The sequence below is a fragment of the Burkholderia sp. LA-2-3-30-S1-D2 genome (assembly GCF_001523915.2).
In the GTDB taxonomy this organism is placed as follows: Bacteria; Pseudomonadota; Gammaproteobacteria; order Burkholderiales; family Burkholderiaceae; genus Burkholderia; species Burkholderia diffusa.
The window spans coordinates 185,722-199,595 of the sequence record NZ_CP013383.1; the positions used below are offsets into that span (position 1 = coordinate 185,722).

The 13,874-nt window shown below is 66.3% G+C and carries 14 protein-coding genes and 5 pseudogenes; 10 read left to right on the forward strand and 9 right to left on the reverse strand.

What is annotated here, in order from left to right:
• Positions 1-4 precede the first annotated feature (4 nt).
• The 3 genes from WS66_RS00840 to WS66_RS00850 all read left to right on the forward strand — a co-directional run bounded on the left by WS66_RS00840 (position 5) and on the right by WS66_RS00850 (position 1,634).
• Positions 5-835 carry an ABC transporter permease gene (locus WS66_RS00840; protein WP_059598948.1) on the forward strand — a complete coding sequence of 277 codons (831 nt, stop codon included), beginning with the start codon at positions 5-7 and terminating at the stop codon, positions 833-835.
• Positions 836-905: 70 nt separating this feature from the next.
• Complete coding sequence (locus WS66_RS00845) at positions 906-1,376, forward strand: lysine decarboxylase (protein WP_420868020.1); 471 nt, start codon at positions 906-908, stop codon at positions 1,374-1,376.
• 63 nt (positions 1,377-1,439) lie between these two features.
• The gene (locus tag WS66_RS00850) at positions 1,440-1,634 is read left to right on the forward strand and encodes a YqaE/Pmp3 family membrane protein (RefSeq protein WP_044848494.1); all 195 of its coding nucleotides are present in this window, start codon (positions 1,440-1,442) and stop codon (positions 1,632-1,634) included.
• A gap of 103 nt (positions 1,635-1,737) precedes the next feature.
• Here WS66_RS00850 and WS66_RS00855 read toward each other — a convergent pair whose 3' ends face one another.
• Genes WS66_RS00855 through WS66_RS00865 form a run of 3 tightly spaced genes read right to left on the reverse strand, consistent with a single transcriptional unit; the run spans position 1,738 to position 4,347 of the window.
• Entirely contained in the window at positions 1,738-1,917 is a 180-nt protein-coding gene (locus tag WS66_RS00855) for a hypothetical protein (RefSeq protein ID WP_059598950.1), read from the reverse strand.
• Positions 1,889-2,896, reverse strand: a complete 1,008-nt coding sequence (gene cydB, locus WS66_RS00860) for a cytochrome d ubiquinol oxidase subunit II (RefSeq protein WP_059598951.1) — start codon at positions 2,894-2,896, stop codon at positions 1,889-1,891. The genes WS66_RS00855 and cydB overlap by 29 nt, the downstream gene beginning before the upstream one ends.
• A 29-nt stretch (positions 2,897-2,925) precedes the next feature.
• Complete coding sequence (locus WS66_RS00865) at positions 2,926-4,347, reverse strand: cytochrome ubiquinol oxidase subunit I (protein WP_059598952.1); 1,422 nt, start codon at positions 4,345-4,347, stop codon at positions 2,926-2,928.
• Between the two features lie 491 nt (positions 4,348-4,838).
• On the opposite strand from WS66_RS00865, the gene WS66_RS00870 reads away from it, so the two are divergent.
• The 3 genes from WS66_RS00870 to ltaE all read left to right on the forward strand — a co-directional run bounded on the left by WS66_RS00870 (position 4,839) and on the right by ltaE (position 6,938).
• Positions 4,839-5,165: a hypothetical protein gene (locus WS66_RS00870; RefSeq protein WP_059598953.1), complete on the forward strand. Its 327-nt coding sequence runs from the start codon at positions 4,839-4,841 to the stop codon at positions 5,163-5,165.
• A gap of 13 nt (positions 5,166-5,178) precedes the next feature.
• Positions 5,179-5,706 carry a YMGG-like glycine zipper-containing protein gene (locus WS66_RS00875; RefSeq protein ID WP_059598954.1) on the forward strand — a complete coding sequence of 176 codons (528 nt, stop codon included), beginning with the start codon at positions 5,179-5,181 and terminating at the stop codon, positions 5,704-5,706.
• A 218-nt stretch (positions 5,707-5,924) separates the two neighbouring features.
• Complete coding sequence (gene ltaE / locus WS66_RS00880) at positions 5,925-6,938, forward strand: low-specificity L-threonine aldolase (protein ID WP_059598955.1); 1,014 nt, start codon at positions 5,925-5,927, stop codon at positions 6,936-6,938.
• 109 nt (positions 6,939-7,047) lie between these two features.
• Here the strand turns inward: ltaE and WS66_RS00885 are convergent, their stop codons facing one another.
• The 3 genes from WS66_RS00885 to WS66_RS00895 form a co-directional block, all read right to left on the reverse strand.
• Positions 7,048-7,260 carry a DUF1059 domain-containing protein gene (locus WS66_RS00885; protein ID WP_059598956.1) on the reverse strand — a complete coding sequence of 71 codons (213 nt, stop codon included), beginning with the start codon at positions 7,258-7,260 and terminating at the stop codon, positions 7,048-7,050.
• A 106-nt stretch (positions 7,261-7,366) separates the two neighbouring features.
• On the reverse strand, positions 7,367-8,272 hold the full coding sequence (locus WS66_RS00890; protein WP_059598957.1) for an HTH-type transcriptional regulator ArgP: 906 nt from the start codon (positions 8,270-8,272) through the stop codon (positions 7,367-7,369).
• Between the two features lie 72 nt (positions 8,273-8,344).
• Positions 8,345-8,773, reverse strand: coding sequence for a site-specific integrase (locus tag WS66_RS00895; RefSeq protein ID WP_236872910.1), 429 nt, complete (start codon positions 8,771-8,773; stop codon positions 8,345-8,347).
• Here WS66_RS00895 and WS66_RS34185 point away from each other — a divergent pair.
• Positions 8,765-9,005 (forward strand): annotated as a pseudogene (locus tag WS66_RS34185) (DNA methyltransferase); the annotation flags it as partial. The gene WS66_RS00895 and the pseudogene WS66_RS34185 overlap by 9 nt on opposite strands.
• A gap of 36 nt (positions 9,006-9,041) precedes the next feature.
• Here WS66_RS34185 and WS66_RS00905 read toward each other — a convergent pair.
• From WS66_RS00905 to WS66_RS00915, 3 genes and pseudogenes are all read right to left on the reverse strand, one after another.
• Positions 9,042-9,302 (reverse strand): annotated as a pseudogene (locus tag WS66_RS00905) (immunity 52 family protein); the annotation flags it as partial.
• Positions 9,303-9,358: 56 nt separating this feature from the next.
• Positions 9,359-10,618, reverse strand: coding sequence for an IS256 family transposase (locus WS66_RS00910; protein ID WP_108064601.1), 1,260 nt, complete (start codon positions 10,616-10,618; stop codon positions 9,359-9,361).
• Between the two features lie 34 nt (positions 10,619-10,652).
• Positions 10,653-11,021 (reverse strand): annotated as a pseudogene (locus tag WS66_RS00915) (Tox-REase-5 domain-containing protein); the annotation flags it as partial.
• Between the two features lie 6 nt (positions 11,022-11,027).
• Between WS66_RS00915 and WS66_RS00920 the strand changes: the two are divergent.
• From WS66_RS00920 to WS66_RS00930, 3 genes and pseudogenes are all read left to right on the forward strand, one after another.
• A pseudogene (locus tag WS66_RS00920) lies at positions 11,028-11,345 on the forward strand (thiamine pyrophosphate-dependent enzyme); the annotation flags it as partial.
• Between the two features lie 37 nt (positions 11,346-11,382).
• Positions 11,383-12,831: pseudogene (locus WS66_RS00925) on the forward strand (aldehyde dehydrogenase); the annotation flags it as partial.
• Positions 12,832-12,844: 13 nt separating this feature from the next.
• Complete coding sequence (locus WS66_RS00930) at positions 12,845-13,765, forward strand: ketopantoate reductase family protein (RefSeq protein ID WP_059608070.1); 921 nt, start codon at positions 12,845-12,847, stop codon at positions 13,763-13,765.
• The last annotated feature ends 109 nt before the right edge of the window (positions 13,766-13,874 follow it).

A 13,874-nucleotide genomic window follows, 5' to 3' on the forward strand; every position in this document is an offset into this window, starting at 1 on the left:
CGCGATGCGGGTTTCGTCCATGCGGCATGGCGTCCTGCGCCGCTACGGCGCGGTGCCGGCGGCCGCGCTGTTCGCGGTGTGCTTCGCGCTGCCGCTCGCCGCGCTCGTCGGTGCCGCATTCGAAGGCGGCGGTCGCGCCTTCGCCGCGGTGTTCGGCGATCCGCTCGTCGCCGACGCGATCGTGCGTTCGCTGGCGCTCGCGATCGGCGCCGGCACGCTGTCCGTCGCCGTTGGCGTGCCGGTGGCGTTCGTGCTGGCCGGGCAGTCGCCGGCGCGCCGCCGCTGGTCGCTCGCGCTGCTCGGCGTGCCGCTCGCCTTCTCCGGCCTCGTGATCGCGTACGGCTTCATCCTCGTGTTCGGCCGCGCCGGTTTCGTGACGATGCTGCTGGCGTCGCTCGGCGCGGACCCGACCGTGGTCGGCGGCGCGATCTACTCGATGCCGGGGCTCGCGTTCGCCTATGCGTATTACCTGATCCCGCGCGTCGCGCTGATGCTCTACCCGGCGCTCGCGAATCTCGACCGGCGGCCGCTCGAGGCGGCGCTGACGCTCGGCGCGCGGCCGTGGCGCGCGTGGTTCGACGTCGCGTGGCGCGAGCTGTGGCCGTCGATCGCGTCCGCGTGGTGCCTCGTGGGTGCGATCGCGCTCGGCACGTACGGCACGGCGCTCGCGCTGGCCGGCACGCAGGTCAACATCCTGCCGCTGCTGATGTATCTGAAGCTGTCCGACGGACAGACCGATTTCTCGCAGGCCGCCGTGCTGTCGATCGTGCTGACGGCGCTTTGCACCTGCGTTCTTGCACTGGGGGAAGGACTTGCACGGCAACGACGTCATTGAATGGTCGGACGACACGCGCGCCGCGCTGGCGCAACTCGCGCAGCGACAGCGCGGCGCGCAACCGCACCGGATGCCGGTCGGCGTGATCGGGCCGCGCGACGCGACGGACACGCAGCTCGCCGTCGCCGAGCGGATCGCGTACGGGATCGCGGCGACGGGGATCGCGATCGTCGGCGGCGGCAAGCAGGGCGTGATGGAGGCCGCCGCGCGCGGCGCGCGGGCCGCGGGTGGATGTGCGATCGGGCTGCTGCCCGAGGATGATGCGCGGGACGCGAATCCGTATCTGACCGTTGCGCTGCCGACCGGGCTCGGCATTACGCGCAACGCGCTGATCGCGCGCGCGTCAGTGTGCCTGATCGCGGTCGGCGGCGGTCTCGGCACGCTGTCGGAAATCGCGCTGGGGCTGCAATGGGGCAAGCCGGTGTTCGGCATCTGCGACGCGCCGCAGGTGGCGGGCGTCGAGCGTTTCGACGAAGCGGGCCTGCTCGTCGCGCGCGTTGCGCGATGGCTGTCCGGTTCGGAGCAGGTCGGCTTGAAATGAGGGGCATGACGCGCCATATTGGCCGCGTACGTTGTTCCTCATTGATGAGAAAAAGGAAATCCGATGCGTCTGCTGCTTGCCCTCTTGCTGCCGTGGTTCCAGTTCTTCACGATCGGCCGCCCAATCGCCGGTGTGATCTGCCTGATCCTGCAGCTCACGATCATCGGCTGGCTGCCGGCCGCGATCTGGTCGGTGTATGCGCTGAGCCAGTACAAGACCGATCGCAAGATCGAGGCGGCGCTGCGCGAGCGGCGGTAGGGGAGAGGCGCGCGGCGCCGGCGAGGCCGGCGAATCGGAAACATCGGCCGGCGATATGAAAACGGCCGCTCCGATCGTCGTTCGATCGAAGCGGCCGCGCAGCTTACTTCACCGCGAACAGCGTCAGGTTCATGAAGATCTTGAACGCATAGCCGAGCGTGACGGCGCCGAGCACGCCGCCCGCCCACAGCACGACGAACCACATCCAGCCGCGCATCCGCGGCCGCGGCGCGTCGGGCTGGCGAGCGGCGGAATCAGTGGTGGTAGTAATGCTGGTCTTCATGGCGCACCTTGCCTCGGAATACCCAGTAACCCATCGTCGTGTAGGCGATGATGATCGGGAGGATAACCGCTGCGCCGACCAGCGTGAAGGTCTGGCTCGAACGCGGTGCCGCCGCTTCCCAGATCGTCATCGTCTGGGGAATCGCATACGGGAACAGCGTGACGAGCAAGCCGACGTAGCCGAGCAGCACGAGCGCCAGCGCGAGCACGAACGGCGTCATGTCGTGTCGGTCGCGCACCGCGCGACGCATCCACACCGCGCACCCGGCGACCAGGAACGGCACCGGCAGCAGGCGCCAGAACAGCCCCGAATCGAACCAGCGCTGCGCGATGGCCGGATCCTGCAGCGGCGTCCACAGGCTGACGACCGCGATGAAGCCGAGCAGCACGACGGTCAGCGGCCACACGACGCGATGCAGGCGCCGTTGCAGGTCGCCTTCCGTCTTCGCGACGAGCCAGCAGCAGCCGAGCAGCGCATACGTGACAATCAGGCCGAGGCCCGTCAGCAGGCTGAACGGCGTGAGCCAGTCGAACGCGCCGCCGGCGTACACGCCGTCCTTCACGTCGATGCCCTGCAGGAACGCGCCGAGCGCGATCCCCTGGAACAGCGTCGCGCCGGCCGAGCCGCCGATGAACGCGAGATCCCACAGCTGCTTCGTGCGGCGCGCCTTCGCGCGGATCTCGAACGACACGCCGCGGAAGATGAGGCACACCAGCATGAAGATCAGCGGCAGGTACAGCGCCGACAGCACCGTCGAGTAGACGACCGGGAACACCGCGAACAGCCCGGCGCCGCCGAGCACGAGCCACGTCTCGTTGCCGTCCCACACGGGCGCGACGGTGTTCATCATCAGGTCGCGTTCCTTCTCGTCCGGGAAGAACGGGAAGACGATGCCGATGCCGAGGTCGAAGCCGTCGAGCACGACGTACATGAAGAGCCCCAATGCGATGATCGCGGCCCAGATTACGGTGACGTCCATAGGTTTTCTCGTTTGCGAATGGGGTGGGCTCAGACGGTCTCGATCAGCTCGTCGACGGCCGACATCGGGCGGCGCGCGGTGTGATCGGGGCGCGTGTCGGGTATGTCGTGTTTCGGGTCGTGCTTGACGTCGGGCAGCGCGGGGCCGGCCTTCATCAGCTTCAGCATGTAATACACGCCGGTGCCGAACACGAGGAAGTACACGATCACGAACGTCATCATCGACAGGCTGACCTGCTGCACCGAAAGCGGCGACACGGCCTGCGCGGTGCGCATCACGCCATACACGACCCACGGCTGGCGGCCCGCTTCGGTCGTCACCCAGCCCGCGAGCAACGACACGAAGCCGGTCGGACCCATCACGAGCGCGAAGCGCTGGAACCACTTCGATTCATACAGCGTGCCGCGGCGGCGCAGCAGCCACGCGAGCGCGGCGAGGCCGATCATCGCGAAGCCGAGGCCGACCATGATCCGGAAGCTCCAGAACACGACCGTCGAGTTCGGGCGGTCCTCGGGCGGGAAGTCCTTGAGCCCGCGGATCTCGCCGTCCCAGCTGTGCGTGAGGATCAGGCTGCCGAGATGCGGCACCTTCACCGCGTAGCGGGTGGTCTCCGCCTGCATGTCCGGAATGCCGAACAGGTTGAGCGCGGTGCCGCCCTTTTCGGTATCCCACAGCCCTTCGATCGCGGCGATCTTCGCGGGCTGGTGCTTCAGCGTGTTGATGCCGTGCTGGTCGCCGATCACGGCCTGCAGCGGCGCGAGCACCAGCAGCAGCCACAGCGCCATCGAGAACATCTTCTTCACGCCCTTGTCGCGGCGCCCCTTCAGCAGGTGCCAGGCGCCCGTCGCGGCCACGACGAGCGCGGCGACGATGAACGCGGCGATCGCCATGTGGAACAGGCGGTACGGGAACGACGGGTTGAAGATGATCGCGAACCAGTCGGTCGGCACGATGCGGCCGTCGACGATCTCGAAACCTTGCGGCGTCTGCATCCAGCTATTCGACGCGAGGATCCAGAACGTCGAGATCAGCGTGCCGATCGCGACCATCAGCGTCGCGCCGAAGTGCGCGCGCGGACTCACGCGATTCCAGCCGAACAGCATGATGCCGAGGAAGCCGGCTTCGAGGAAGAACGCGGTCATCACCTCGTACATCAGCAGCGGGCCGGTGACGGCGCCGGCGAAGCTCGAGAAGCCCGACCAGTTCGTGCCGAACTGATAGCTCATCACCACGCCGGAGACGACGCCCATCCCGAACGCGACCGCGAAGATCTTCGACCAGAACAGGCAGAGTGTTTTGTAGTACTGCTTGCCGGTCTTCAGCCAGCGATATTCGAGCACGGCGATGAAGCTGGCGAGGCCGATGCTCAGCGCCGGGAAGACGATGTGAAAGGAGACGGTGAACGCGAATTGCAGGCGGGCCAGATCGAGGGCCGAAAAAGCGGTGTCCATACCAGTTGACCGAGGCTGACGATACCCGCCGGCGGGTGCCGGCGGACCCCGGCCGACGGGGCATCGGGGTTGGCTGGAGTATGTGCCGCGATATTGCGCCGCGAAATGCGCCAACTCGTCGCAGATGTCCAGTCCGCCGCGCGCGTTTTCGGGATAAATCGTTGATTCGTATCAACAACACCGGTCGCCACGTGCGCGATCGTGACGTGGCGGTCTGTCGCACGTGCGTCAATATGGCGCGTCGCGTCATCGGAACGGCGCGTTGCGAACCGGCGTGCTGCGTGGCGCCGCCGCCTGTGGCCAGTCCGTTTCGGCGCGTTGGCGCGTAACGCGTGCAGTCCCGCTGGCGGGCCCTGGCTGACGGGGCCGGTTACATGGGTAACGTCGCGCAACATTGGCGCCCGCGCCCGTAATGGCTGGCGAATCGCGCACGGCGTAGCGTTCGATACGTCGGGTTCGTATCGACGAACCGTCCTGCCGGAGAACGTGACGTGAATGGATTGAAGCTCGCGCTGGGCGCGGTCGCGGCGGTGGCCGTCGCGACGGGCGGCGTCGCGCATGCCGCCCGGGTCGGCGTGTACGTCGGCCCTGGTTACCCGTATTACTACCCGGTCGTTCCGGCGCCGTACTACTACCCGCCGCCCGTCGTCGTGGTGCCCGTCGATCCCGGTCCGCCGCCGGAGTACGTCGAGAAGGACCAGCCGCAGCAAGGCGGCGGCGCGGACGTCTGGTACTACTGCGACGCGTCGAAGCATTACTACCCGTATGTGAAGACCTGCAAGTCGGGCTGGCGATCGGTGCCGGCGCGGCCGCAATGAGGGAGGCCCGACGATGAACCCCATGATTCGATCGCTGCGCGTGCCGGCCGTGCTGGCGCTGGCCGGCCTGCTCGGCGCGTGCGCGTACGTGCCGACCGGGCCCAGCGTGATGTCGCTGCCGGGCACCGGCAAGTCGTTCGACCAGTTCCGCGTCGACGATGCGAACTGCCGCCAGTACGCGTTCCAGCAATCGGGCGGCGTGAGCGCCGGGCAGGCGTCCACCGCGAGCGCGGTCGGCAGCGCGGCCGTCGGCACCGCGCTCGGCGCGGCCGCGGGCGCCGCGTTCAACGGCGGCTCCGGCGCGGCCGTCGGCGCGGGTGCCGGGCTGCTCGCGGGTAGCGTCGTGGGCGCGGGCGCCGCGCAGGGCTCGGCCTACGACGTCCAGCGCCGCTACGACTACGCGTATCTGCAATGCATGTACGCAACCGGCAACCGCGTGCCGGTGCCGGGAGGGATGAGCGGCGGATATGTCGGAGGCGCGCAGCGCGCGGCGCCGCCGATGCCGCCGCCGGGTGTCCAGCCGCCGCCGCCGCGCTATTGACGATGCCGCCCCGAATGCCGGCCTCCCCGCCCCGGCGCGGGGCGCGTCGCTTCGTGCCGGTCGCGGGGGGATCGTGCGTCGGGCGCGCACGATCGCGCGCCGCTTCCTTGTGCGGCGCGATGCATCGGCAGGCGCTGCGCGAATTGCGTACACTCTGAGTCTCGTTTCGGCAGGGCCGGGCGCATCGGTTCCGGTCCGCGTTCACTCAGGGCACGAAGATGATCGATTTACGCAGCGATACCGTCACACGTCCGAGCCAGGCGATGCTGGCCGCAATGACTGCCGCCGAAGTCGGCGACGACGTATGGGGCGACGACCCGACCGTGCTGCGCCTGCAGGCGGTCGCGGCCGAGCGGGCCGGCAAGGAGGCCGGCCTGTTCTTCCCGAGCGGCACGCAAAGCAACCTGGCTGCGCTGATGGCGCATTGCGAACGCGGCGACGAATACATCGTCGGCCAGCTCGCCCACACCTACAAGTACGAAGGCGGCGGCGCGGCCGTGCTCGGCAGCATCCAGCCGCAGCCGATCGAGAATGCGCCGGACGGCACGTTGCCGCTCGCGAAGATCGCCGCGGCGATCAAGCCGCTCGACAACCACTTCGCCCGCACGCGCCTGCTCGCGCTCGAAAATACGATCGGCGGCCAGGTATTGCCGGACGGCTATGTGCAGGAAGCCGTCGCGCTCGCGCGCAGCCGCGGGCTGGCGACCCACCTCGACGGCGCGCGCGTGTGCAATGCGGCCGTCGCGTCGGGCCGCCCGATCGCCGAGCTGTGCGCGCCGTTCGATACCGTGTCGATCTGCTTCTCGAAAGGGCTCGGCGCGCCGGTCGGTTCGGTACTGGTCGGCAATCGCGCGCTGGTCGAGCGCGCGCAGCGCTGGCGCAAGGTGCTCGGCGGCGGGATGCGGCAGTCCGGCATTCTCGCGGCGGCCTGCCTGTATGCGCTCGACCACAACGTCGAGCGGCTCGCCGACGATCACGCGAACGCCGCGCATCTCGCCGCCGGCCTCGCGCGCATCGAGCCGGTGAAGGTGCTGTCGCACGCGACGAACATGGTGTTCGCGCAATTCCCCGAAGCCGATTGCGCGCCGCTCGAGGCGTGGCTGAAGGAACGCGGGATCCTCACGCAGATGCTGTACGCGTCGCGCTTCGTCACGCACTGCGACGTGTCGCGCGCGGATATCGATACCTTCATCGACGCGGTCGGCGCGTATTTCGCGCAGCGGCGCGCGTAAGGTGGAATGCGCCGGCCGGCCCGGGGGTGCAGGCGCGGCGCGAAGCGGGAGTGGGGAGGCGACGGGGCGGTGCTGTGGCCCGTCTGTCGATATCTGGCGTGCCGGTGGACTACGCGTGCCGGGGCATGTCGGCGGGCGGCGTGCCGTCGCGGAACAGTGCTTTCAGCTGCGTGCGAAGTTCGGCGCTGTCGGTGTGCTGATGCACCGAGACCGCATGCTGCACGGCGGCCTCCAGTAGTTCGTTGTCGGAGTCGGCGGAAATCGCGACCGAGCAATGCATCGCGCTGGGAAACTCACGGCAATCGATATAGCGGCGGGACATGATGTTCTCCTCACGGGAAAGGGAACGGCCGGATGGGCGTGATCGGCCGCGCGGCGCGTTCGCGAGGCCGACGAAAAAAGTATAGGCGACGTGCCGGCGACGCTGGTCACGACAGCGGCGCGAGTAGCCGGCGCGCCGCTTCGACCACCCGCGTGGACAGCGACGCCATCGTCGGCGACTGCACGGTCCATGCGTGCCAGTACAGCGCGATATCGGTCGGATGCATGGGCGCGAGATCGACGAGCCCCTGCGCGTCGAGCGGCGCGCCGCCGATCAGCGGCTCCGGCACCATCGCGTAGCCGAGCCCGTGCCGCACCGCCGCGAAATGCGCGTGCGTGCCCGGCACGTAATGGCACGGATACGCGCCTTCGGGCAACCCGAATTTCTCCTTGAGGAACGTGGACTGCAGCGTGTCGCGCCGCGAATACGCGACGACCGGTGCGACGCGCGCGCTCGTGCGGCTCAGGCCGCGCGGGAACCAGCGCCCGGCGAACGCGGCGGCCGCGAGCAGCCGGTAGCGCATCGTGCCCAGCGGCGTCGCGACGCAGCCCCGCATCGGTTTCGGCTCGGTCGTCACGCAACCGACGGCCATCCCGCTTTCGAGCAGCGCGAACGTGTGATCCTGATCCTCGACGATCAGCTCGAACAGGATGCGCTCGCCCGCGAGCACCGACGTCAGTGCGGGCAGGAACCAGGTGCCGAGGCTGTCGGAGTTCAGCGCGATCGTGACCGAGATCGGCGATTCGCGCTCGGCCGCGAGCGTGCTTTGCAGGTCGGCCTGCAGCAGCGCGACGCGGCGCAGGTGCTGCAGCACGCGCTGTCCGGCCACCGTCGGCCGGCACGGACGCGTGCGCAGCACGAGCGGCGTGCCGAGGCTCGCTTCCAGCGCGCGCACCCGCTGCGTGACGGCGGATGCGGTCACGTGCAGGCGCACGGCGGCCTGCTCGAAGCTGCCGGTGTCGGCGACGGCCAGCAGCGCGGCGGCCTGTTTCGGATCGATCGTCATCGACATGTATCACATAGACCGAGACAGGTTGTCATACTTAAAACGATGAAGCCTTGGTAGTCATGGCATTGGGGCCGATCATGATGCTTGACGATCAAGTGTGGCATGGAAATCGGTCCCACCTTGGGACCAAACTGTGACCGATTCGGCATGATGTGCCAGATGGTCTGGCGCAAGATGCGCATATCGGAGAACCATGTCGTAACTCGACCATCCACCCAACTCCTTCAGACGCTCAAGCGGTGTGCCACTCTGAGCGTGCCAGCTAGCCCAAGTGTGCCGTACATCGTGAAATCGAAAATTCTCGATGTTCGCGCGCGCGCACGCGGCGAGCCATTGCTCTCGATCCCACGACGTGATCCGCTTGCCGTTTCGGACGAATACAAACCGGTGGTGCTTGCCGATCTGCTTGCGTATCAGTGCGATCGCCTCGCTGTTCAGAGGGACGCCGATCGACTTGCCTGCTTTTGCCTGATCTGGATGAATCCATGCGCGCCGGGCAACCAAATCGAGTTCCCGTTTGGCGAGTACGAGAAGATGGCGCAGCGATCTTCGATCGCTGAAGGGACGTGCGATCGTCAGTCTGAACGACCATCCGGATATTCGGCGTGCTTTCGACGGGTTTCACATCGAGACCGTGCCAATTCAATACACGGTTGGTGGCGGAAAGGGGGGTGAGCGAAACGAGCTGATCATCTTTAGTTGGGATGACGCGGCGCAGCCTGTCGGACTGTTCTAACGACAGATGATCGGTGGGGCGGTAGCCCCACCTCCGTCAAATACTCGCATAGGTCGGCAGGAGATCCTGATCAACGAGGCGGATCTCGATGCGATTTGCGACCTCGACGTGCTCGGGATTGTCGACAGAGAACGTGCCATCGATCACGCTGACGACGATCGTGCCAGTCTGCTTTCCGGAAGCCTCGACCGGAATAAGGGCGCGTGCCTCCGGTACCTGTTGTTGCGTGATGATCTTCGGTAGGTACAGCATCCAGCCGACGCCCGGCTTGTCATCGAAAACCTGCTTCGATGCGTATTTCCGTGGGGCGACGGGGAGGTATCCGGAATCTTGTGTGTGAGGCGGGTTAAGACTCAGATTCCGATGTTGAATCGCTCCGGGTAAAGCAGCGCAAACTGGGTCATCGCGCTCTTCCAATCGTGCCGGGAGCCGGTCCACTTGGCAACGACGTTGCGCAGCGCCAGCCAGATCAGCTTGAGCGCGGCCTCGTCCGATGGGAAGTGGCCGCGCGCTTTGATGATCTTCCGAAGCTGCATGTGCAGCGACTCAATGGCGTTGGTCGTATATACAATTTTCCGGATGTCCGGCGCGAAGGCATAGAACGGAATCACCTGATCCCAAGCCCGGCGCCAGAGGGCGGCAATCGGTGGGTATTTCGTACCCCACGGGCTCGCGTCGAATGCATCCAGCGCCACGGCGGCCGCTTCGGCCGACGGTGCCCGATAGACCTCCTTGAGCGCCGCTGCGACCGATTTCCGGTCTTTCCAGCTGGCGAAGTCCAGCGAGTTCCGGATCAGATGCACGATGCAGGTCTGGACCGTCGTTTCCGGGAACACCGTATTGATCGCTTCCGGGAAGCCCTTCAGGCCATCGACCACGGCAATCAGGATGTCCTGCACGCCACGCAGCTTCAGGTCGTTCACCACCCGCAGCCAGAACTTGGCCCCCTCGGTCTGCTCGATCCAGAGGCCCAGAACGTCCCGCGTGCCGTCGCGGCGCACGCCCAGCGCCAGATAGATCGCCTTGTTGCGCACCACGCCTTCGTCGCGGATCTTGACGCGCAAGGCGTCGAAGAACACGACCGGGTACATCGGCTCGAGCGGCCGCTGCTGCCACTCACGCACTTCGTCGATCACCGCGTCAGTGACCGTGCTGATGAAGTCCGGCGACACTTCGATGCCGTACATCTCCTGCAGGAAGCCCTGAATCTCCCGCACGCTCATGCCGCGTGCGTACATCGCGATGATCTTGTCGTCGAAGCCGGTGAAGCGTCGCTCGCCCTTGGCGATCAGCACCGGATCGAAGGTGCCTGCGCGGTCGCGCGGAATCTCGACGTCGAGCAGGTCGTCGTCGGTCGCGATGCGCTTGCGGCTGGTGCCGTTGCGATGGTTCGTGCTGCCGGCCGGCTTGGCTTCGCCCTTCTCGTAGCCGAGGTGGTGGGCCAACTCGCCGCCCAGTGCGCGCTCGAAGATCGCCTTCTTGAGCGCAGCAAGCTGCTCGTTGATCGTCGCCCGGTCCAGCGTCCCGGGCACCAGTTGCTTGATCAGTTCCGGGTCCAGGTTCAAGCCCTTGCCCGGTTCTATCATCACTTCTTCCTTGCGTTTGCGTGGCATAAAAGTGGCTCCTTGGCCTTCAGTTTATGCCTCACACACAAAGGTTCGGATAGGCTCCGAAATCGACGTTCTGCCAATTCCACTCGTCACTCCAGCGGCACTCGGCGGTATCGAATGCGAAGCCAGTGATGCGTGCCTGATAACGGTACGACGTCCAGTTTACGCCGTGATTCATCCGCTGAAGCCGGCCTCCTTCCGGCGGGCATTTCTTGCAGCTTTCGCCGGTTCGCGGAATCGCGCGGACGTCTGGCTTTGCGTCACTTTTGTCCTGCGGTGTATCACCCGACAGACTCCCCGTTCCCGCCACTGCCGCCCCGCCCAACAAGGCTGCGCCAGCGCGTGCCAATAGCGGCCCAAGCTCTGCCGCCGCCGCTTCTATCACCGGTCCTACCAGTCCCGCCATCTCGAGATCGCGGTGATCGGAGACGGCTCGAGCATGTACTCGACCCAGGCGATCTGGTCGGCCATACATCTGCGCTTGCCCATCACGTTCGTGATTCTGAACAACACGCGCTACGCGGCGTTACAGGATTTCGCGCCGGTGTTCGGCTTCGGTCCGCAAGACCCCGTGCAGGGTACCGACCTGCCCGGTCTCGATTTCGTGAAGATCGCCGCCGGCATGGGATGCCCGGGCGAGCGCCCGACCGACGCCGACGGCCTGCGCGACGCGCTACGAAGCGCGCTCGCGGCGAACGGTCCGTCACTCGTCGAAATCGAGGTCGCGTAAGCCGCCCTCGCCCCCCGAACAATCCAGGAGACAAACGATGAAGACAGTGTCGATGCTCATCGACGGTGAGCAAGTTATGGCACGCAGCGGCGCGATGTTCGAGCGCCGCAATCCGCTTGACGGTGCGGTGGCGTCGCGCGCGCCCGCCGCGACCGTCGAAGATGCCGAGGCAGCAGCGGATGCTGCGGCCCGCGCGTTCCCGATCTGGTCGGGCTTCGGTCCGCTCAAGCGGCGCGAACTGCTGACGGCTGCGGCCCATGCGCTCGAAGCCAGGTCCGAGGACTTTGCCGCGGCAATGGCATCCGAGACCGGCGCATCTGGCCTGTGGGCCGGCTTCAACGTTCATCTGGCGGCCCAGGGCTTGCTCGAAGCCGCCGCGATGACCACGCAAATTGGCGGCGAACTGATCCCGTCGGACGTCCCCGGCAGCCTTGCAATGGGCATGCGCCAACCGGCGGGCGTCGTCCTTGGCATCGCGCCCTGGAACGCTCCCGTCATTCTGGGTGTGCGCGCAATCGCACTGCCGCTCGCATGCGGCAACACGGTGGTGTTGAAGGGCTCGGAGATTTGTCCGGCCACGCACGGCCTGATCATCGAGGCGATGCAGGAGGCCGGATTGCCGCCCGGTACGGTGAATTTCATCACGAACGCCCCGTCAGACGCAGCCAGTATCGTCGACGCGCTGGTCGCCCATCCCAAGGTCCGACGGGTCAACTTCACGGGTTCGACACGCGTGGGGCGCCTGATCGCGGAACAATGCGCCCGTCATCTGAAACCGGCAGTGCTCGAACTCGGCGGCAAGGCGCCGTTCATCGTGCTTGACGATGCGGACATTGACGCTGCGGTCGATGCGGCAATCTTCGGTGCATTCGCCAATTCGGGGCAAATCTGCATGTCGACCGAGCGCATTATCGTCGACGAACAGATCGCCGATGAATTCGTCGAGCGGCTCGCCGTGCGCGCGCGTGCGCTGCCGCTCGGCGATCCGCGAAACGGCCCGGTGGTTCTCGGCTCGGTCGTCGACATGAGCACGGTCGAGCGCTGTAACGCACTGATCGACGATGCGCTCGCGCACGGCGCCACACTGGTGAATGGCGGAAAGGCTGACACCACCCTCATGCCCGCCACGTTGCTCGATCACGTCACACCGGCGATGCGCATTTACCACGACGAATCATTTGGACCGGTGAAGCCGATCGTGCGCGTGCGCGGCGAGGAAGCCGCGATCGCTTGCGCGAACGACAATCCCTATGGTCTCGCGTCGGCCGTGTTCAGTCGCGACAGCGCACGCGCGATGAACGTCGCTCGACGAATCGAATCGGGCATTTGCCATATCAACGGGCCGACGGTACACGACGAGGCGCAAATGCCGTTCGGCGGCGTAAAGGACAGCGGTTTCGGCCGATTCGGCGGCCATTCGGGTATCGCGGAGTTCACCGACTTGCGGTGGATCACCCTGCAGACCAGCCCCCGCCACTACCCGTTCCGAGGAGCACGCCATGCAGATCGCAATTTTGGGCGCCGGCGCAATGGGTTCGTTCTTTGGCGGCCGTCTCGCGCTGGCCGGTCATTCGGTCAGCCTGCTCGATATCGACGACGCTCATCTCGCATCGATTCGCGACAACAGCCTGCGGCTTTCGACCGATTCCGGCGAGCAGATCGTGCGCAATCTGGTCGCGCTCAAACCGGAAGAAGCCACCTGGCCAGTCGACCTCGTCGTCGTCTTCACGAAGACGATGCATACGAGCGCAGCACTTGCTGCCGCAAGCGCTGCGCTAGGCCCCGACTCCGCCATCCTTCCCTTGCAAAACGGTTTGGGGAACGCCGAACGACTCAGCCAATCGGCATCGCCCGATCGGGTCATGGTCGGTGTGACCACGTGGCCCGCCGACAAGTCGGAACCTGGCGCGGTCAGCTCACATGGTCAAGGCACGATCCGGCTGATGAGCGCGAACGGCGCGCATACGAGCGCGCTCGAGCAGACGGTCCACGCTTTGAATGACGCTGGTCTGTCATGCAAGGTCGATCCCGATGTCTGGGCCGCGATCTGGGAGAAGGTTGCGTTCAACGCCGCCCTCAACAGTCTGTGTGCCGTGACGCAATGCATGGTCGGCGAGCTGACGAATACCGCTGACGGCGAAGTACTGGCGCTGAAGATCGTATCGGAGGTTGTCGCCGTGGCACGTGCGTTCGGGATTTCGGCAAATGAGGCGCACGTGGCGTCGAATGTGCGCGATGCGCTCGCCCACCATCGCACGCATCGGCCATCGATGCTGCAGGACGTGCTGGCTGGCCGGCGTACCGAGATCGAAGCGATCAACGGTGCAGTTGTCGAGGCCGCCAGCAAAGTCGGTGCGGAGGTGCCGTATACGAACAGCCTGGCCTGCCTCGTCCGACTCGTCGAGGCCCGCGCTCGTTAGTCGATCAGGGCGACAGCTCGACACGGAAGCGCATGTCGGCTGTCGCCAAGCATGTCGTTGAACCATTCGCCAACACATCCACGCAGCCGGCCGCGGTGCGGACATTTCA